At 43.8% G+C, this 18,941-nt stretch carries 16 protein-coding genes; 7 read left to right on the forward strand and 9 right to left on the reverse strand.

Translation table 11 applies throughout. The features are described 5' to 3' along the window. Window positions 1-275: 275 nt before the first annotated feature. On the forward strand, window positions 276-1,490 hold the full coding sequence (locus tag K9M52_RS16075; protein WP_224069453.1) for a C1 family peptidase: 1,215 nt from the start codon (window positions 276-278) through the stop codon (window positions 1,488-1,490). 87 nt (window positions 1,491-1,577) lie between these two features. On the opposite strand, the gene K9M52_RS16080 is transcribed toward K9M52_RS16075, so the two are convergent. From K9M52_RS16080 to K9M52_RS16090, 3 genes are all read right to left on the reverse strand, one after another. Next, window positions 1,578-2,786 (reverse strand): MFS transporter, encoded by a 1,209-nt coding sequence (locus tag K9M52_RS16080; protein ID WP_224069454.1) that lies wholly within the window; start codon window positions 2,784-2,786, stop codon window positions 1,578-1,580. Between the two features lie 59 nt (window positions 2,787-2,845). Further along, complete coding sequence (locus K9M52_RS16085) at window positions 2,846-5,227, reverse strand: family 20 glycosylhydrolase (RefSeq protein WP_224069455.1); 2,382 nt, start codon at window positions 5,225-5,227, stop codon at window positions 2,846-2,848. A 131-nt stretch (window positions 5,228-5,358) separates the two neighbouring features. After that, window positions 5,359-5,997: a carboxypeptidase-like regulatory domain-containing protein gene (locus tag K9M52_RS16090; RefSeq protein WP_224069456.1), complete on the reverse strand. Its 639-nt coding sequence runs from the start codon at window positions 5,995-5,997 to the stop codon at window positions 5,359-5,361. Between the two features lie 221 nt (window positions 5,998-6,218). Here K9M52_RS16090 and K9M52_RS16095 point away from each other — a divergent pair, with 221 nt between their 5' ends. The 4 genes from K9M52_RS16095 (at window position 6,219) to K9M52_RS16110 (ending at window position 9,945) form a co-directional block, all read left to right on the forward strand. Further along, window positions 6,219-7,292: an Mrp/NBP35 family ATP-binding protein gene (locus K9M52_RS16095; protein ID WP_224069457.1), complete on the forward strand. Its 1,074-nt coding sequence runs from the start codon at window positions 6,219-6,221 to the stop codon at window positions 7,290-7,292. A gap of 72 nt (window positions 7,293-7,364) precedes the next feature. Beyond that, the gene (locus K9M52_RS16100) at window positions 7,365-7,823 is read left to right on the forward strand and encodes a CAP domain-containing protein (RefSeq protein ID WP_224069458.1); all 459 of its coding nucleotides are present in this window, start codon (window positions 7,365-7,367) and stop codon (window positions 7,821-7,823) included. Window positions 7,824-8,044: 221 nt separating this feature from the next. Beyond that, window positions 8,045-9,094, forward strand: a complete 1,050-nt coding sequence (gene queA / locus K9M52_RS16105) for a tRNA preQ1(34) S-adenosylmethionine ribosyltransferase-isomerase QueA (protein ID WP_224069459.1) — start codon at window positions 8,045-8,047, stop codon at window positions 9,092-9,094. Between the two features lie 101 nt (window positions 9,095-9,195). Further along, window positions 9,196-9,945, forward strand: a complete 750-nt coding sequence (locus K9M52_RS16110; RefSeq protein ID WP_224069460.1) for a tyrosine-protein phosphatase — start codon at window positions 9,196-9,198, stop codon at window positions 9,943-9,945. 13 nt (window positions 9,946-9,958) lie between these two features. Here the strand turns inward: K9M52_RS16110 and K9M52_RS16115 are convergent, their stop codons facing one another. From K9M52_RS16115 to fbaA, 6 genes are all read right to left on the reverse strand, one after another. Next, the gene (locus K9M52_RS16115; protein ID WP_224069461.1) at window positions 9,959-11,074 is read right to left on the reverse strand and encodes an acyltransferase family protein; all 1,116 of its coding nucleotides are present in this window, start codon (window positions 11,072-11,074) and stop codon (window positions 9,959-9,961) included. 523 nt (window positions 11,075-11,597) lie between these two features. Beyond that, the gene (locus K9M52_RS16120) at window positions 11,598-12,635 is read right to left on the reverse strand and encodes a Gfo/Idh/MocA family protein (protein WP_224069462.1); all 1,038 of its coding nucleotides are present in this window, start codon (window positions 12,633-12,635) and stop codon (window positions 11,598-11,600) included. 48 nt (window positions 12,636-12,683) lie between these two features. Continuing rightward, the gene (gene rfbA, locus K9M52_RS16125) at window positions 12,684-13,538 is read right to left on the reverse strand and encodes a glucose-1-phosphate thymidylyltransferase RfbA (protein WP_224069463.1); all 855 of its coding nucleotides are present in this window, start codon (window positions 13,536-13,538) and stop codon (window positions 12,684-12,686) included. A 16-nt stretch (window positions 13,539-13,554) separates the two neighbouring features. Next, a complete protein-coding gene (gene rfbC / locus K9M52_RS16130) occupies window positions 13,555-14,091 on the reverse strand; it encodes a dTDP-4-dehydrorhamnose 3,5-epimerase (RefSeq protein ID WP_224069464.1) in 537 nt (178 codons plus the stop codon). Between the two features lie 21 nt (window positions 14,092-14,112). Then, entirely contained in the window at window positions 14,113-15,171 is a 1,059-nt protein-coding gene (gene rfbB, locus K9M52_RS16135; RefSeq protein WP_224069465.1) for a dTDP-glucose 4,6-dehydratase, read from the reverse strand. A gap of 141 nt (window positions 15,172-15,312) precedes the next feature. Further along, window positions 15,313-16,386 carry a class II fructose-bisphosphate aldolase gene (fbaA, locus tag K9M52_RS16140; protein ID WP_224069466.1) on the reverse strand — a complete coding sequence of 358 codons (1,074 nt, stop codon included), beginning with the start codon at window positions 16,384-16,386 and terminating at the stop codon, window positions 15,313-15,315. Between the two features lie 236 nt (window positions 16,387-16,622). On the opposite strand from fbaA, the gene K9M52_RS16145 reads away from it, so the two are divergent. Further along, a complete protein-coding gene (locus tag K9M52_RS16145) occupies window positions 16,623-17,762 on the forward strand; it encodes a vWA domain-containing protein (RefSeq protein WP_224069467.1) in 1,140 nt (379 codons plus the stop codon). A 124-nt stretch (window positions 17,763-17,886) separates the two neighbouring features. Next, window positions 17,887-18,933: an ABC transporter permease gene (locus K9M52_RS16150; protein ID WP_224069468.1), complete on the forward strand. Its 1,047-nt coding sequence runs from the start codon at window positions 17,887-17,889 to the stop codon at window positions 18,931-18,933. Window positions 18,934-18,941: the final 8 nt, after the last annotated feature.

Genomic DNA, 18,941 nt, shown 5'->3' on the forward strand with positions numbered 1-18,941 from the left:
CGGCAAATTGAACTTGCCTTTAATATTCGTTAGGAATCTGCGCGAGTTAAGCATTACAAGGTGGCTCCGAATGTTCAAAAAGTAAACTGTCCCGAAGGTAAATACACATAGGAAGATTATTTAAAAAGAAAAGCTGCATTATAATACACTGAATCCCCTATCTTTGGAAACTGTTTTTATCCGGAAATGCAGCAAGCATACGGAAATGCAATGAAAATAACTTTTGAAAACGGATAGCTTATTCAGATTATTTTTTAAAACTAAGGACTGATTCAATGAAATTTCTACCGATTAAAAGCATAGTCGCTACTACAGCAGTTGCGGTTTGCATGGGAATGCTGCCAACGGCACATGCTCAGACCGATCTGATCAATAAAGTAAATGAAAAACAAACGACCTTGGATGAGAAAGGTTATCATTTTACAGACTTGATTAATCTGACCTATACACCCGTGGAAAATCAGGGGAATTCGGGTACCTGCTGGAGCTATTCCACCAATTCGTTTCTGGAAAGTGAGATGATCAAAAAAGGAAAAGAACCTGTGCATCTTTCCAAAATATTTACAGCCCGTTGTGTTTATCTGGAGAAGGCTGAAAATTATCTTAGAATGGATGGTAACCTTAATTATGGTGATGGTGGTCAGGCACATGACGTAACCAATATGCTGGCCAAATACGGTACGCTGCCAGAGGCGAACTATACAGGGCTTACCAATGGCGCTACTGAGAATAATTTTGGACCCATGCAAAAAGAGATCCTGGATCATTTAAAAAGTTGGGTGGCTGCCCACGCCATCCCGGTTAACTGGAAGGATACCGTTAATCAAATCATGGATCAGCATTTGGGGAAGGTCCCGGCGAAATTCACGTATAAAGGCAAAACTTATACCCCAAAGAGCTTTGCCAGTGAGTATACTGGGCTGGACGCTAAAGACTATGTAGAGATCATGTCACAAACCAATACGCCATATTGGCAAAAAGGCATGTTGATGGTGCCCGATAACTGGGCCTATATGAACAACTATGTTAACGTACCTTTGGAAGATTTAACTCAAATCATTGACGGAGCCCTAAAGAAAGGCTACACGGTGGAATGGGATACAGATTGTTCTGAACCGTATTTTAGCTGGCTGAATAGTGTGGCTATTGTGCCACAGGGCGCAGATACACTTAATTATAAAAGTGTAGATAAAGAGAAAATCAAAACATGGTTTACACAACCGTCACCGGAAATGAAGATCAATGCTGACAACAGGCAAACCGCTTATAATAATAAGAGAACAACCGATGATCATTTGATGCATATTGTCGGCCTGGCTAAGGACCAGAACGGCAATGAGTTCTACATCGTCAAGAACTCCTGGGGAACCAAAAATGTATATAAAGGTTTTCTTTATGCCTCTAAGGCTTTTGTCAATTATAAAACGGTGGCTATTATGGTAAATAAGAATGCGATAGCGCCAGAGCTTAGAAAGAAAATGGGCCTTTAATGGATTAATTTAACAAGAAAGACAGTCAATTTGTTCAACAAAAAAAGCAGTCAGGCCGTTCTGCCTTTTTTTGTTGAACAATATATTTTACTGGCTTTTATCGGATTCGGGCAATGCCCTCCTGCCAAAGACATGGAGGAGCAACATCAGAACGGAAAGTGTCATCCCGCTAAGCGCTGTTCCCCACCATCCCCCGTAAAACCAGATATACCCACCTATCAAGGTGCCGAGTGAGCCGCCGATAAAGTACCAGACCATATATATCGTATTGATCCTGTTTCTGGCCGTCGGATTGCCCTGAAAGATGATCGCCTGATTGGTGATGTGAACGGATTGTACACCCCAGTCTAATAGAAAAGCGCCAATGATCAGACCAATCATACTTTTACCGGAAAATCCCAGCACAATCCATGATATCAGTACAATCAATATCCCTATAATAATTAGTTTGTTTTTACTCATCCGGTCGCTGAGTCTTCCGACGTATGAAGCAACAATTGCCCCGGCGATCCCGACTAACCCCATCGCACCCGCTACGTCGCTACCCATATGAAACGGCGCTCCTTCCAGAAGAAAAACGATCGTTGTCCAGAATACACTGAAACAGGCAAAGTCCAATGCGCCTCTAAAAGAGGCCAGCCGAAGATTGGCCTGCGTTCTGTATTGGGTAATAATGGATCTTAAAAGAGATGGATAGGAGCCCTTAAAATCAGGGTGAAGTTCTGGCAAATATCGAACCAGGCAGAAAAAAAGCAGCGCAATCATTATTGCTGCAATATAGTAGATGGCCTGCCAGCCCCAGTGAGCGCCTATGTATCCGCTAAGTGTCCTAGATGCAAGAATACCCATCAATAGTCCAGACATGACGGTACCAATGGCTCGTCCCCGTTTATCATCAGAGGCCAGTTGTGCGGCCATCGGTACCAATAACTGTGCGATCACTGCTGTAAATCCGATCAGAAAGCTAAACAGTTTTAACTGAAAGGGGGTTTTTGCCAGTGCCATGCCGATCAAAGATGCGATAATAAAAGCAAAGTCGGATAAAATCAGTTTCTTGCGTTTTAGCTTATCACCCAACGGTACCACAAAGAACAATCCAAATGCGTAGCCGATCTGCGTAAGCATTGGAATGCTGCTGATTTGTAATTCAGATACCCCAAAATCTTTGGCCATTAGACCTAGCAACGGCTGATTATAGTAATTATTGGCGACGACCACACCGGTCGTTATGGACATTAATAACAGCAATCGGGTGCTGAGCGTTTGCTCATCATGCCTGATACACGGCTGTTTCATATATGTTGATAAAGGTTCTTAGTGTTTAATAGATATTCTTTGCCTTCTTTTATAGCCTGTTATTTCAGCATTTCTGGCGTAACCGCTGTAGGTGTGGTCGCTCCCCGACCGCTGTAATCCAGGTTTAGCTTGTAGCCTCCTCCCCCTTCAATAAAATCCAGTTGGAAAAAGTGATGCCCTTTTTCCAGAGCGATCTGTCCGTTTTTTTCAATTGCTGAATGCAATCCGTCATTGTCTATAACGGTCTTGTGGTCAATGGTCAGAACGGCACCGTCGTCGGCTGTCAGGTAGAAAGTGTAAATGCCGCTTTCGGGAATGGTAATAAGGCCTGTATAGCGCAGTCCAAACGCTCCGGCCGTTGCTTTTGCGTCGTCTACCGCTAAATCGGGTTGGTTCCATTTATTGGTTGGGGTTGCTTTGTTGAAATCTTTTACAGATTTAAATTGGCCAGCATAGTAGCTCACATTCAGTCCGGTGTAATTTCTTTTGACCATGACTGCCTGGCTTAAAGTTGTTTTTTGATAACGACAGCTATAGGTATCTCCTTTATGTCCTTTCTGCGTAAAAGCGGCCAATTTAATTGTCATATTTTCTTTGATGACAAGAGGATGATCTAAAACAGGATCGCTTAACGCAGGCGTCTGCCCATTGACCGTATAGTGAATAGTCAGATCTTCCTTGGGAGGTTGTACATCCAGAATAGCACTGTCTAAAAAAGCATTGTTCTGTAAAATGCCCTCAATGTCAGGGAGCCGGTAATGGATATTCATCTTGTCCATACGCTTAAACTGATTGTTTAATCGGTGCATAAAAGAGCTGTCATCGGTCTTAGCCGTCCATAATACTTCTGAGAGCGCCAGCATTCTTGGATATTCCATGTATTCCAGCCGGTTAGTGGTGGGTATATATTCTGTCCAGGAGTTGGCTTGGGCACCTAAGATATTGGCGGCCTGCTGCTGATTGAGTCCTTTGGGTATCGGATTAAAATGGTATACATTCATCAGAGAGTTCTTATCAGGAGTCGCGTCAAAATATAAGGGATTGCCTGGAGTCATAATGACTTTATTGCCTTGTCTGGCCGCGATAATGGGTGCATTGGGGACCCAGGAACGCCAGTACATGACATTCGCGGTGGGTGTAACACCTCCTTCCAGAATCTCATCCCAGCCGATGAGTTTTTTGCCATGCCGGTTAAAGAATTTTTCCATGCGTCTGACAAAATAACTCTGTAATTGATTGACTCCTTTCAGCCCTTCTTTTTTTAGCGTCAAGGCACATTCTGCAGAATTCTGCCAACTTTCCTTATTGACCTCATCGGCTCCAAGGTGCACATACTCGTATGGGAATATATCAAAAATCTCCTTGTAGACATTTTCAGCAAAAGTATAGGTGGCTTCATTGCATGGACACATCGGGACAGAGAACCCCTTGCCGGTTTCATGGCCGGCTGAGCAGGCCAGAAACGGATAAAGCCTGATAGCTGTTCTGGAGTGGCCTGGCATATCGATTTCCGGGATAATATCAATATGACGGGCGGCAGCATATGCGACCAGGTTTTTTAATTCTTTCTGGGTATAAAAGCCGCCATACATCATTTTGCCATGGATCAGTTTGAGGTGGCTGCTATCCAGATACATATCCGGGTCACCGGTTTCCCTTGCTCTTTTAATACAGGCGGAATCATGGGCGTCCAGCGTGCGCCAGGCGCCCTCACTGGTGAGTTTCGGATATTTTTTGATCTCAACGCGCCAGCCTTCGTCGTCGGTGAGATGTAAATGGAATTTATTGAATTTATACAGGGCCAGTCGGTCTACGAATTTTTTTAGATAGTCCATTGAGAAAAAGTGCCGGGAAACATCCAGGTGCATCCCTCTATAAGCATAAGTTGGAAAATCAAGGATATTAGCTGCAGGTATCGGAAGTGCTTGAGGGCGTCTATTCGACTCGATGGTGACAGGCAGCAATTGGCGGATCGTTTGTATGGCCCGGAATATACCTGCTTTGTCTTTTGCGGTTATATGAACGGAGTTCGGAGTAATATCCAGCTGATAGCCTTCCGCATGGTCAAAAGTGGGGTCCAGCGCAAGCGCAATATAGTTATTGGCAGGTGCCTTGCCGGTTTCTTTTAAGGGTAATTGTAGAAGGTCTCTCAGGTCCCTGATCTCCACAGACAAGGTTTTACTATCTGCAATCAAACGGGTATCTTTATTAAATAAAAAATTGCCACTTGCCGGGGTTAAACTCTGTGGATAAGGTATCAGGGGATAACGATTATCCAACTGACGGGGCTTAATGCCGTCCACAGGGGTCGCTGTCTGTGCTTTTACGGGAACAACAGCGATGCTCAGGCAAAATAGTGTAAGTCCGGTGTACAAAGCTTTTGCTTTTTTACTTAAGCCTGGCTGATGTAAACGTTTGCGTTTAGGGGCTAAAATTTGCATTGGAATAAATAGGTTCTTAATACTTGTTAGAAATAGTAGGATTATACTGTTTATAATTGGACATAAGTTGTTACAGCACTTCTTTTCGCAGGATGAATGCGGCCTTAAAAAAATGTTTAGAAACCTTGCTGCTAATCATTTGACCCGCCTTCTTTCAGGGACCGGACGAAGTCACGCCATGCAAATGGATTAAAGATACCGGAAGTCGGAACCATACCTTTTGTTGCACCTCTTCTGAATTGCTCCCGGCTGTGTAAGTTGTAGATGGCATCGCCGTCCAGAGGCATATTACGCATTTCCTTCAGGAGGTTTCTGAGATTTAAATTCTCTCGTGCAATATCGGCGTTGGTTTTGACAATCGGCGCATATAGGAACATATATTTGAACTGCGCAGGTGTAGGCAACGGACTGACAATGGCCGTTGGCAAAAAGGCGGTGTCTTCGACCAGAACCGGAGAACTGAATAGCTGGGTGCCCGCCGTCTCCTTTGGGATCAGAACAGTTGTAGATTTAAAGCCGATATAAGAAAATTCAATAGAGTCTCCGGGAGAAACGGCAATAGAATAAATACCGGCATCATTAGAAATCGTACCCCTATGGGTTCCCCTGATGTAAACACTGGCGCCGGGAAGTGCACTGCTATCACTGGTCTGGATAATACCGGAAAGCTGAATCACCTTCTGCTGTTGTGCTTTGGAATTTTGGCTCAGCACCAGTACAAACAGTAAGATCAGTATAATATAAATATGTCGATATGTGTGTCGCCTCATTCTAATACTTTGCTAATGCGGTAGGGTATGACTCTATGTAAGTTGACTGCCATGCCTACCGCCGTAAGTTTCAAAATTAATGAAATTCACTCAACCTCCGCGGCTTTAACGTAACATTAAACAGTCAGTTAGCTGTTTTGGTTCCAATTATTCGGGAAGTCCCTTGTAATGGGTTATTTTTGCATCCAGAAAATTATATACTATTAAAAATACATATAGAGATGACGGAAGCGGAAATAGTAAAAGCACTCACAGGTGTGATAGATCCAGATCAAAAAAAGGATATTATCTCCTTACATATGGTATCTGATATCAAGGTACATGATAAAAACATATCGCTGACAGTAGGCGTGCCTATGACATCAGCCCCTCATAAAGGCAGTATTAATGAGCAATGTGAAACAGAAATTAAAAAACTAGATCCGGAAGTAAATGTCAATGTGACTTTTACAGCTAAAACCAGTAAGATTAGCGCCGTACATGAAAAAGTCCTCCCCGGTGTTAAAAACATCATTGCAGTAGTCAGTGGGAAAGGCGGTGTGGGCAAAAGCACTGTTTCAGCTAACCTGGCTCTGGCATTAGCCCAGGACGGGTTTAGCGTCGGATATATGGATGCTGATATATACGGCCCCAGTGGGCCTATCATGTTCGGCGTGCGTGGAGACCGGCCTATGATGATGGAGGTCGAAGGCAAAGCTAAGATTGCCCCCTTAGAAAAATATGGCATTAAAATTATAAGTATAGGCTTGTTAGTAGATGAGAGACAGGCAGTTGTGTGGAGAGGGCCTATGGTAAGCAGTGCTGTTCGTCAATTTGTTACAGATGTTTACTGGGGGGATCTGGATTACCTCATCATTGATATGCCTCCCGGAACGGGTGATATCCACCTGACACTTATGCAGTTAGTACCAGTGACCGGGGTTGTGATTGTCACTACCCCACAGGACGTAGCGTTGGCGGATGCCAAGAAAGGCATCGCGATGTTTGGACAGGCACAAATAAATGTTCCTATTTTGGGTATCGTGGAAAATATGGCTTACTTCACACCCGCCGAGTTACCGGACAACAAATACTACATTTTCGGTAAGGAAGGAGGTAAACATCTGGCCAGTGAGTATGATATTCCATTCCTGGGACAGATTCCCTTGGTGCAGAGCATTAGAGAAGGGGGGGATCAGGGCGTGCCCGCCATGATGGGCGCAGATGAGATCACAAAAAAAGCTTTTCGGGGCTTTGCGGATGAGACAGTGAAACAAGTGGCCATCTATCGTGCGGAGCATATTGTTAAAAGATAATAATTGATGTGTAATAAACCAAGCAGATGTATTGAAAGTCATAGGTTGGAAAAACACAAAATATTATTTTCTATGCGCCTATTTCGTTCATTACTTATTGTATCTATCCTGACGCTTGGCGTCTTCATAACTGTGTCCGCTCAGAGTCGTGGTCAGTTCCAGAGGGAAATTTTAAAATATACCAATCAATACAGGCATCGGCAGGGACTGCCCGCGCTTGAATCGGATCAGGTAGCCACACGCTTGGCTCAAAAACATAGCAGTGACATGGCTAGTCGGAGAGCTGGATTTGGACATGGTGGGTTCCAACAACGGACTAATAAACTACGCGCTGCCTATGGTCGTTATATCGCTACAGGAGAAAATGTGGCTTATGGCAAACTTTCTGCCAAGGAGGTTGTTAATATCTGGATCCATAGCCGGCCACACCGTAAGAATTTGCTGGGTAATTTTAATAAGATTGGCATTGGGATTGCGTATGACCGGCAGGGGATCGCTTATTTTACCCAATTATTTGTCAGAACCAATTAAACGAAAACATAATATTATATCTATCGAAACGTTAATATCTGGTTGTGATGGATTATTTTCGTAATTTTGCGCACTTATTATGATGCCGTAACATCATCCAGTCGCCCCGTAAGGCGTCGACAGTATGTATGTGGGCTATTAAAAATATTAATTAATAGACACAGGATACACCCCGAGAGGCAACTTTTTTGGGTTACATCTGTAAAATTTGAACCAAGCACATGAAATTATCTCAGTTTCGCTTCGATTTACCCCTAAACTTAATTTCTCAGAATCCACCGAAACGCCGCGAAGACTCTCGTCTGATGGTCGTTGAAAGAAACACAGGCCGTATTGAACATAAACAGTTTAAAGATGTCCTGGATTATTTTGATGATAAGGATGTTTTTGTAGTGAATAATACGAAGGTTTTTCCGGCCAGGATGTATGGCAGAAAGGAGAAGACGGGTGCCAAGATTGAAGTCTTTTTACTACGTGAATTGAATAAGCAAAACCGTCTTTGGGACGTGATTGTAGATCCGGCCCGTAAGATCCGTGTAGGAAACAAATTATATTTTGGAGAAAATGATGAATTGGTCGCTGAAGTGATAGACAATACGACCAGCCGTGGAAGAACAATCCGTTTCCTATGGGATAGCGATGAAGCCAGCTTTAGAAAAATGCTGGAATTTATGGGCGAAACACCGTTACCTAAATACATCAAGCGTAAACCCACTGAAGAGGATAAGGAACGCTATCAGACCGTTTATGCTAAATATGAAGGAGCCGTCGCTGCGCCAACAGCCGGTATGCACTTTAGTAAAGAGCTGATTAAGCGCCTGGAGATCCAGGGCATTAAATTCGCAGAATTAACCCTGCATACCAGTCTGGGGACTTTCCGCCCGATTGAAGTAGAAGACCTGAGCAAACATAAAATGGATGCAGAATATTTTCGGATTGACGAAGAGACCTGCAAAATCGTTAATGCGGCCAAACAGAGTGGCCACCGTATCTGCTCGGTAGGTACGACCACTATGCGTGCCCTGGAAAGCAGCTTCACCGCACAAGGATTATTAAAGCCGAATGAAGGATGGACCAATGTATTTGTTCATCCCCCACATAATTTCAGCATCGCTGACAGCCTGATCACCAATTTTCATTTACCTAAGACCAGTTTGCTGATCATGGTATGCGCCTTTACCGGTTATGACCTGGCCATGGAAGCCTATCAGACGGCGATCAAGGAAAAATATAATTTCTTCACCTATGGTGATGCCATGTTGGTTATCTAATTTGGCTTTTTAAGGAGATAGGCCTTACTCCCTATCTCCTTTTTGCATTTAAACCGGCCCGGCAGGCAACAAAACGCTGCTTTAAACTGAAAATCTGTAGGATGTTCAACCTATTCAAAAAATCTGGCGTTTCTGCGACTAAAAATCGAGACTGGGGATTTGTCAAAACGGACATACACAGCCACATTCTCCCCGGTATTGATGATGGTGCCCAGACCCTGGAAGAGAGTCTGGCCCTGATTGACAGCATGTATAGACATGGTTATCGCAAGATGATCGCTACTCCCCACTCCAGTGAGGATATTTATCCCAATGATACCAAGACGATTATAGAAAGAAGGGATCTATTGCGCAGGGCCGTCGGGGAAAAAGGGATTGATATGCAAATAGAAGCGGCTGCGGAATACATGATAGACGAGCGCTTTGTAAAAATGGTGGAAAGTGGTGAACCTATGCTTACGATCCATGATAACCGTGTCTTAGTAGAGATGTCTTATCTGCTGGAGTCTCCTTATCTGCATAATGGCCTTTTTGCCTTACAAACGCACGGATATCAACCCATACTGGCCCACCCTGAGCGATACAACTTTTACCACAATACACCGGATAAATATGACGAGCTTAAAGAAAAGGGGTGTTTATTTCAATTGAACCTCATCGCCTTTTCCGGTTACTATGGCAAGCATGTCAAAAAGGTAGCTACTTATCTTTTTGAGAAAGGCATGTATGATTATGTAGGCTCCGATATTCACCATACCCGGCATACGAATGCCCTGCATTCGGTGCTGCAATCCAGAGTGATGACTGAGCTAACTGACTATCCGTTCGTGAACGGCACGCTGAACATTTAAAAAGTAAGATTGGCTACCATTTGCGCTTCAGCCATGCCCTGACCGGCTCATCATAATATTTAAGACAGAGATAAGCTACCAAGATAGATCCGGTAACTGTTAATGCCCCATATCCGATCGCTAATGGCATACTAGTCAGGTGGTGATCACTTGCCCATCCCGTATAAATGTAGATAAAGGCATAATGCGTGATATATAGAGGATAGGAAATGTCGCCCAGGAATTTACAAATTTTATTCTCTGTCTGGGAGGTAGTAAATCCGCTGGCCCCTAAATATACGATTAAAGGAAATAGACATATAATGACGAAGGACTCATAAAGCCCATTCATCCATCTGTGGGCATCTCCACCGATCCTGGGCATCGCTAGGGCAACACAAATAAGAATACTGCATAGTAGAAAGGCATGTTTAATCCGGCCAGGTTGAGCCACTCTGGAAAGTAATAACCCGGCTAAAAAGGGGTAAAGCAAACGGGTGAACCCGATGCGTAAGTGCTCCGGGTTGACGACCCAGCCGCCGACAACATCTCCCCTTGCTGAAGTAAGCAAATAATGAACGAGAATGCCTGCTGTTAGTATGACCAGAACAGACAGCGCCTTTTTGGAAAGCTTTCGGAGGCCGATGGCATAGAGTATATTGGCAATATATTCAAAAAACAAAGACCAGCCGGGACCATCCAGCGGATGCATTTCATCCCAGCCTCTAATATCCATACCGGGTGTAACAGGGATCAGTGTAAAGCCGATCAACATCGTCAGGACGACTGCCCAGACTGGAACAGTATGGATCTGCGGCCACAGGGAGGAGTCTCCAAAATAGAAGCAAATGGCCCCTATGATCATTCCCATGATGACCATAGGTTGCAACCGCTGCAGGCGTCTTTTAAAAAATCCGCCTATTGTAAGCTTATGCCACCTGTCATCGTAGGCATAGCCGATCACAAACCCCGACAGGACGAAAAAAAAGTCTACTGCCAGATATCCGTGATTAATAATTTGAGTGAGCGAACTCTCCGCATGGGCTTCAAATGTGTGAAACAGAACAACAATTACAGCGGCGACACCACGGAGTCCATCCAGGATGGCATAATGTGGTTTGGTGGGAATGGCACTGGCGTTTTGCGTCATGCTCTCGTCTTGTTTAATTTACAATGATTAACTGTAAATATAACGCAGATGCCCCATATTCATAAATGAAATCTGTAATTTTTTGTATCTGTCCAATCACAAGACCGGCCTTAAGCCTTCGGCAATCTATATTCTCCAGCTCCCTATTGCGGATCAATAATGAATAAATCCGCCGCTTTCAAATAACTCATTTATGTAATAAATGACGAGCGGTTTATTCTCTTCGTTAAAGAAATGCAACCAGACGAGTAACTGAACAAACTATGCCGTGATCATTGACGGTGGTTAATCTTTTTTCCTATTAAGGAACGAATATAAGGTTAACGCAAGGAAGCCCGCAACACCCCCGGCCTGAAAGCTTTTTGAAGGAATCCATAGCAGCCAGATTATATTGGATGTGACACCTAAAACCGCAATGATAAATAATATCCTTTTGAATGTCTTCATAACTTAGATCTTTTATATCCTTTGGAAGAGTAATGATACAGACTTATGCTGTTTTGTTAATGGACTGTCCGGCAATTTAGTTAGGGCATCTGTAATTATAGACCTGTTCTATAAGACTGATTACCTCGGCAGCCTCTTGTACCGTTGGCAATTCAGCAGCTTCTCCTTTATAGGACTTTTCCAATTCCTCCCAGAACTTGTAATGTCCTGCAGCAGCACCGAATTTTTCTTTATAGGGATCCTCGGATAAAGCGACTTCCAGATCTTCCTGTCCGGGTAATCCGCTGCCAATGGCATATAGCAGTTTTTCCATGTACTGCCCTCCTATTTTGACGGATCCTTTCTCTGCAATAATCGTCAGCGTACTCTCTGCGTTTTTACCCCAGGCAGCTGTGCTAAACGTCATGGTGGCTAATGCATCTTTTGCTATGCCGTCATTAAAATCAAATTGTATCACTCCTGAATCCTCGAACTGAGATAAGTTCTGGTGATTAAAATCCAGCAGTTCGGCATTTTTGACCATCGGTTTGCCAAATAACCAGTACAGCATATCTATAAAATGCAAAAACTGCGTATACAGACTCCCGCCGTCCAGTTTCAGGTCTCCATGCCAGCTGTCCTTCTGATAATACCTTTCATCTCTGTTCCAGAGGCAATTTATCTGAAGGATATAGATTTTACCCAGGAGTTCTTTTTGCAGCATCTGCTGCAGCCACTGTGATATTTTAGCGTACCGGTTTTGTACGACCGGAAATAAATTAAGCCCTTTGTTTTGGGCTTGTTGCTGATGGGCAAGTAAGGCGTGGCTGCTAAGCACCATCGGCTTCTCTGCGACTACATCTAATCCATGTTCCAGGCAAAGCTTAATTTGTTCGCTATGGAGCCCGTTAGGGGTGGCAATAACCGCTAATTGTGCACAGATATTCGCGGCAAAAAAATCTTCTATAGAAGTAAAAAAAGATGCTGCCTCAGAGAGGTTTTCAGGCCTTGTTACGTGGTGCGGATCCACAAGTGCCGCAAGATCAAAAAAACCTGAAGCCTCAATCACTGCTTTGTGGCGTTTGCCGATATGACCATAACCGATCACTACTACTTTTATTTTTGAGTCACTCACTTTCGTATAGGTATGTTTTGTTTTGGTGCATGAAGAACTGGTGCGCCCTTAAAGCTTTAAAAGGTACTCGCCGTAACCGCTTTTCTTCAATGGCTCAGCAACTTTACGCAATTGTTCCCTGTCAATAAAGCTCATTCTAAAAGCAATTTCTTCAGGACAGCCTATTTTTAGCCCCTGCCTATTCTCAATGACCTGCACAAACTGTGACGCCTCCATCATAGAGTCATGCGTACCGGTATCCAGCCAGGCGGTCCCCCTGCTAAGTACACCCACATTTAAGCATCCCTTTTCCAGATAATAGCGGTTCACATCGGTGATCTCATATTCTCCTCTGGCAGAAGGTTGTATATTTTTAGCGACCTCGACTACGGAGTTATCATAAAAATAGAGTCCTGGAACCGCATAATTAGATTTGGGCTGTCTGGGCTTTTCTTCTATAGAAATCGCCTGATTATGGGCGTCAAATTCTACTACGCCATAGCGTTCAGGGTCACTGACCTGGTAGGCGAATATTACACCGCCTTGCGGATTATTATTTTGCTGTAATAATTTAGCAAGCCCGCTGCCATAAAATATATTGTCTCCCAGGATCAATGCGACTTTATCCGTTCCGATAAAGTCCGCGCCCAAAACAAAAGCCTGCGCCAGTCCATTGGGCTCTGGTTGTATTATATATTCAAAATGACACCCCCATTTAGTGCCGTCGCCCAGTAATCTTATAAACCCCGCCTGATCATCTGCTGTGGTAATGATCAGAATATCCTGAATGCCTGCCATCATGAGTACCGATAGCGGGTAGTAGATCATGGGTTTATCATAGATTGGCATCAGTTGCTTACTGATACCCAGCGTAATCGGATAAAGGCGTGTGCCGGAACCGCCGGCCAGTATGATTCCTTTCATAGGAAATGGATTTGGATTAGGCGTTAAAATAAGGCAGCAGCAGATCTTTTTCAGAGAGGATCATTTTGTCCTTAGGTATTTGCCAGTCAATAGCCAAGGTGGGGTCATCATATCGGATCCCAGCTTCGGAGGCCTTGTGGTAAAAATTATCGCATTTATAACTGAACAAGGCCGTTTCAGTCAGTACGGAGAAGCCATGCGCAAAGCCTCTGGGGATAAATAACTGCAGGTTATTCTCTCCGGACAGTTCAACCCCAAACCACTGCCCATAAGTACCAGAATCTTTTCTCAGATCCACAGCCACATCATATACACTTCCCTCTATCACTCTGACAAGCTTGGCCTGGGCATGGACACCGGTCTGATAATGCAGCCCCCTGACAGTACCATAGGTAGAAAGAGACTGGTTATCCTGTACGAATTCAGCACTGTAACCTGTCAGTTCAGTGAAGGCCTTTTGATTATAGCTTTCAAAGAAGTATCCTCTTTCATCCTTGAATACCCATGGCTGCATCGTAAAGCAACCTTTTAAGTGTGTTTCCTTTATTTCCATAAATAATTATAACGTCAGTGCTTATCTTTCACTGTATTGTTTTTCGTAATATTTTTGGTAATCTCCACTGGTTACACCCCGCAACCACTCGTCATTGGCTAAGTACCAGTCCACGGTTTTAGCCAGGCCTTCTTCGAGCCGCAGGCTCGGTTTCCAGCCCAGGTCCTTTTCCAGCTTGTCTGCATCAATGGCATAACGCAGATCATGTCCGGCTCTGTCCGTCACAAAAGTAATGAGTTTTGCAGAGTTGCCCGGTTCACGACCCAGCCTGTCATCCATGATCTTGCAAAGCAACTCAATCAGGTCGAGATTTGTCCATTCATTATGTCCTCCGATATTATAGGTCGAACCCGGTGCCGCTTTATGATAGATTAGGTCAATGGCCCTTGCATGATCTTCTACAAATAGCCAGTCCCTGACGTTTTCTCCCTTACCGTAGATAGGAACGGGTTTATGATGCTGGATATTATGGATGGCCAGCGGGATGAGTTTTTCCGGAAAATGATGTGATCCGTAATTATTGCTGCAATTGGAAATTACCGTATTGATGCCATAGGTATCGTGATAGGCTCTGACAAAATGGTCGGAGCTCGCCTTGGAGGCGGAATACGGGCTATGCGGATCATAGGCGGTCTGTTCTGTAAACATACCGTTTTTGCCCAGTGCACCATATACCTCATCGGTGGATACATGATAGAACCGGTGGTCGTCATAGTTGCCTTTCCAGGCTGCCCGTGCCGCGTTCAATAAATTGACCGTTCCCACGACATTGGTCATCACAAATTCCAGCGGACTGGAGATAGAGCGGTCTACATGACTTTCTGCGGCCAGGTGGATAATGCCATCGGGCTGCTCTTTTTCAAAGATATCCAGCATCCGCTGGCTATCCGTGATATCCGCTTTGATAAAACGGTAATTGGGCTTGTCCTCAATGTCCTTTAGATTGGCCAGATTGCCGGCATAGGTCAGCTTATCCAGATTAATGATCTGGTAATCGGGATATTCATTGACGAATCTCCGTACGACATGTGATCCTATGAAACCGGCTCCTCCGGTTATAATAAGGGTTTTGTCAGGCATAGATATAAATAAATTGCTATTTCAAACAAATATAGTCCCCTTTGACGTAAAAAAGGCAAATAGAATTGTAAAAAACAAAAAGTTCAAACCGCATGAAGGCAGTTTGAACTTTTACAGAAAGTTATATCATCAAATGCTTACTTATGCATTTTTACCCAGGCAGTTTAAGTCGCCAAAGGCCTCTTCCAGTCTCTTAACAAAAGACTCCTCACCTTTACGTAACCAGACACGTGGATCATAATATTTCTTATTCGGCGCATCCTCACCAGTTGGGTTACCCAGTTGTCCCTGAAGATAGGCTTCGTTTTGTTTGTAGTAACTAAATACACCATCGGCAAACGCCCATTGCATATCAGTATCAAGATTCATTTTTACAACACCATAACCCAACGTTTCGGTGATTTGTGCCTTTTCGGAGCCACTACCGCCGTGGAATACAAAAGATACCGGTTTGGCATTTTTATCAATCCCTAATTTTTCGGCTACATAGACCTGGCTGTTTTTCAGGATCGCCGGCGTCAACTCTACATTACCTGGTTTATAAACGCCGTGTACATTACCGAAAGCGGCAGCGATGGTGAAAAGATCCCCTACTTTGTCTAGTGCCTGATAAGCTTCGTATACTTCTTCCGGTTGTGTATATAATTTGGAGTTGTCAATATGAGAATTATCCACACCGTCTTCTTCTCCACCAGTCACACCCAGTTCAATTTCAAGACACATCCCTAATGGCTGCATTCGTTTAAAGAATTCAACGGAAGTGGCAATATTTTCCTGCAAAGGCTCTTCACTGAGGTCAAGCATATGAGAGCTGAAAAGAGGCTGCCCTTTTTCTTTATTATATTGTTCGCCGGCAGTGATCAGACCGTCTATCCAGGGTAACCATTTTTTTGCCGCATGGTCGGTATGAAGAATCACCGGAACGCCGTAATATTTGGCTACATTATGCACGTGAAGTGCGCCGCTGATGGCGCCGCTGATATTGGCTTGCAGCTGATCATTAGGCATGCCTTTACCGGCAAAAAACTGTGCACCACCATTGCTAAATTGAATGATAACAGGAGAATTCACTTTTGCTGCTGTTTCCAATACAGCATTAATGGTATTTGTACCGGTTACGTTGACTGCAGGAAGGGCGAAGTTACCTGCCTTTGCATCACTGAATAAGGCAGCTACTTCTTCACCATATAAGACGCCTGCTCTGTACTTTGCCATTGTTAAATTTTAATTTTGTTTGAATAATGTTTGAAATCCCGGCAATTTACTGATGTTTTGCCAATTGACCAACCTAACTTGTGTTAGGAGATTGATGCTCAATGGATGACGAAAAATTTACTTACATGCAACCTCTTGGAAACCGGATTGATGTATATTATTAATTCTCATTTGTTTAGATTTTACGAAAATTGGAGGTACTCAGGTTTTGACCCTATTGTTGATTCATAAAATCTGTGTACCTTACTGATCGATTTAGCAAGAACGTATATGTGATGATGGAAGGCTTTAATTTTTCAAAATACGAACCAGAGGAAGGCAAGTCCAAGTTTGAGGAACTGTTGGATTTGTTTATGCAGCTCCTACCTTATACCAACGGAGATGCCGAGGAAACCCTGCGTTGGATGATGGAATTAGATAAACAGTTTCATCTGACAGATGATAAATACGGCATGGGCGATTTTATTCAGGATTTGAAAGATAATGGCTATTTGAAAGAAGATCCTGCGATGGGTACATATGGTCTGACGGCTAAATCTGAACAATCCCTTCGACAAAGAAGCCTGGAGGAGATCTTCAATAAATTGAAAAAGTCCAAGGCAGGAGACCATCCGACCAAAAAGCCAGGTACCGGAGATGAAGTAAACCCGGATATCCGAAGCTATCAATTCGGGGATAAACTTGAGCAAATTGATTTTACGGAGAGCATCCGGACGGCACAGGTCAATCATGGTCTGGAAAGTTTCCGATTACAGGAAAGCGATCTGCAGATCCGTGAAACAGATTATAAAGCACAAACCTCGACTGTATTGATGATTGATATATCGCATTCCATGATCTTATATGGTGAAGACCGGATAACACCTGCCAAGAAAGTCGCTATGGCACTCAGTGAGCTGATTACGACCAAATATCCTAAGGATACCCTGGATATCGTTGTTTTTGGCAATGATGCCTGGACGGTAGAGATAAAGGACCTGCCCTATTTGCAGGTTGGCCCTTATCACACCAATACGGTAGCCGGCATAGAACTGGCAATGGATATACTACGCAGGAGAAAGAATGCGAATAAGAAGATCTTTATGATCACGGATGGTAAACCAACCTGCCTGAAAATAGGTGGGCGGTATTATAAAAACGCATTTGGTCTGGATCGGAAAATTACCAATAGATGTATCAACCTGGCTGTTCAGTGCAAGAAGCTGAAGATTGATATTACGACCTTTATGATCGCGTCAGATCCTTATCTGCAGCAATTTGTGACAGAATTTACAGAAGCCAATCACGGTAAAGCATATTTTGCCAGTTTGGATAATCTCGGAGCTTTTATCTTTAAGGATTTTGAAAGTGGTAAAAGACGCCGTATTTATGATTAAGCTGAGACCTGCATGGCCAGTTGACTGCCTTCATTGAGGTTCAGAAAAAGTTTTCCTTTATCTTTATGGTCAATGGGTAGCCTCAATGTTGTATATGTGCCGTTTAAAATCTTAATGTTATTGCATGTTTTCATTTGCACTAAGAAAAATGGGTTATGGAATCTTCGTCCTGGTGGGTGTGGTGATTGTTGTCTTTTTCCTTTTTCAGGGATTTGGCGACCCTGCCAGACTGGTACTCGGCCAGACCGGTGACAGCGCGACTCTGGCAAATGTTCGCAAGGAGCTGGCGCTTGACCAACCTAAATGGAAGCAGTTTCTATTATATATTAATGATGTATCTCCTGTGGGAATAGCGACTCAGACCGAAATCAAGGAAAAGGGACTCAAAGGTTTTTTTGTCGGTGGAGATGTGAAAGTCGGCATCAAAGTACCTTATCTGAGAAGATCATATCAGAACCGGCGGCCGGTCATGGATATATTAATGGAAGCCCTGCCGGGTACAATGATCCTGGCCTTTTCGGCTATGATTTTTGCCACGGTCATTGGTATTCTGCTGGGGGTATTATCTGCCATTAAACACAATACCTGGATGGATAGTTCGGCGGTTTTCGCCAGTGTGCTGGGCATTTCTGCCCCTTCATTTTTTATGGGAATCGTTATTGCCTATATATTCGGTTTTGTATTGCACCAATATACGGGACTGTTTATGACAGGAAGTTTATTTGATTATGATGTCATTGGCGGTAAGCATTTAGCGCTGCGCAATCTGTGGTTGCCGGCTCTTACATTGGGCATTCGTCCCTTGGCCATTATTACGCAACTCACACGCAGCGCCATGCTGGATGTTCTTGGGAAGGACTATATCAGAACGGCCTACGCTAAGGGGCTGCCTAAGAAAACAGTTATATGGAAGCATGCATTACCCAATGCATTAAACCCGGTGGCCACGGCCATTACGGGTTGGTTTGCTGAATTACTTGCCGGGTCTTTTTTCGTTGAGTTTATTTTTAACTGGAAAGGAATTGGAAAAACGACGGTTGACGCCCTGGAGAACCTGGATTTTCCGGTCGTAATGGGCAGTGTACTGATCACAGCTACTTTTTTTGTAGTGGTGAATATTTTGTCTGACCTTTTATATGCGGCCCTGGATCCGCGGGTCGAGATTCATTAACTCTTGGT

It is taken from the genome of Arachidicoccus terrestris, from assembly GCF_020042345.1.
GTDB classification, from domain to species: Bacteria; Bacteroidota; Bacteroidia; order Chitinophagales; family Chitinophagaceae; genus Arachidicoccus; species Arachidicoccus terrestris.

What these genes read in the sequence shown, in the direction of transcription:
- rfbA (WP_224069463.1), bottom strand. Translation starts at nt 13,538, where the DNA reads ATGAAAGGAATCATACTGGCCGGCGGTTCCGGCACACGCCTTTATCCG.
- K9M52_RS16110 (WP_224069460.1), top strand. Translation starts at nt 9,196, where the DNA reads ATGTTCAACCTATTCAAAAAATCTGGCGTTTCTGCGACTAAAAATCGA.
- K9M52_RS16080 (WP_224069454.1), bottom strand. Translation starts at nt 2,786, where the DNA reads ATGAAACAGCCGTGTATCAGGCATGATGAGCAAACGCTCAGCACCCGA.
- K9M52_RS16150 (WP_224069468.1), top strand. Translation starts at nt 17,887, where the DNA reads ATGTTTTCATTTGCACTAAGAAAAATGGGTTATGGAATCTTCGTCCTG.
- rfbB (WP_224069465.1), bottom strand. Translation starts at nt 15,171, where the DNA reads ATGCCTGACAAAACCCTTATTATAACCGGAGGAGCCGGTTTCATAGGA.
- K9M52_RS16115 (WP_224069461.1), bottom strand. Translation starts at nt 11,074, where the DNA reads ATGACGCAAAACGCCAGTGCCATTCCCACCAAACCACATTATGCCATC.
- K9M52_RS16090 (WP_224069456.1), bottom strand. Translation starts at nt 5,997, where the DNA reads ATGAGGCGACACACATATCGACATATTTATATTATACTGATCTTACTG.
- K9M52_RS16100 (WP_224069458.1), top strand. Translation starts at nt 7,365, where the DNA reads ATGCGCCTATTTCGTTCATTACTTATTGTATCTATCCTGACGCTTGGC.
- fbaA (WP_224069466.1), bottom strand. Translation starts at nt 16,386, where the DNA reads ATGGCAAAGTACAGAGCAGGCGTCTTATATGGTGAAGAAGTAGCTGCC.
- K9M52_RS16075 (WP_224069453.1), top strand. Translation starts at nt 276, where the DNA reads ATGAAATTTCTACCGATTAAAAGCATAGTCGCTACTACAGCAGTTGCG.
- K9M52_RS16085 (WP_224069455.1), bottom strand. Translation starts at nt 5,227, where the DNA reads ATGCAAATTTTAGCCCCTAAACGCAAACGTTTACATCAGCCAGGCTTA.
- queA (WP_224069459.1), top strand. Translation starts at nt 8,045, where the DNA reads ATGAAATTATCTCAGTTTCGCTTCGATTTACCCCTAAACTTAATTTCT.
- K9M52_RS16095 (WP_224069457.1), top strand. Translation starts at nt 6,219, where the DNA reads ATGACGGAAGCGGAAATAGTAAAAGCACTCACAGGTGTGATAGATCCA.
- rfbC (WP_224069464.1), bottom strand. Translation starts at nt 14,091, where the DNA reads ATGGAAATAAAGGAAACACACTTAAAAGGTTGCTTTACGATGCAGCCA.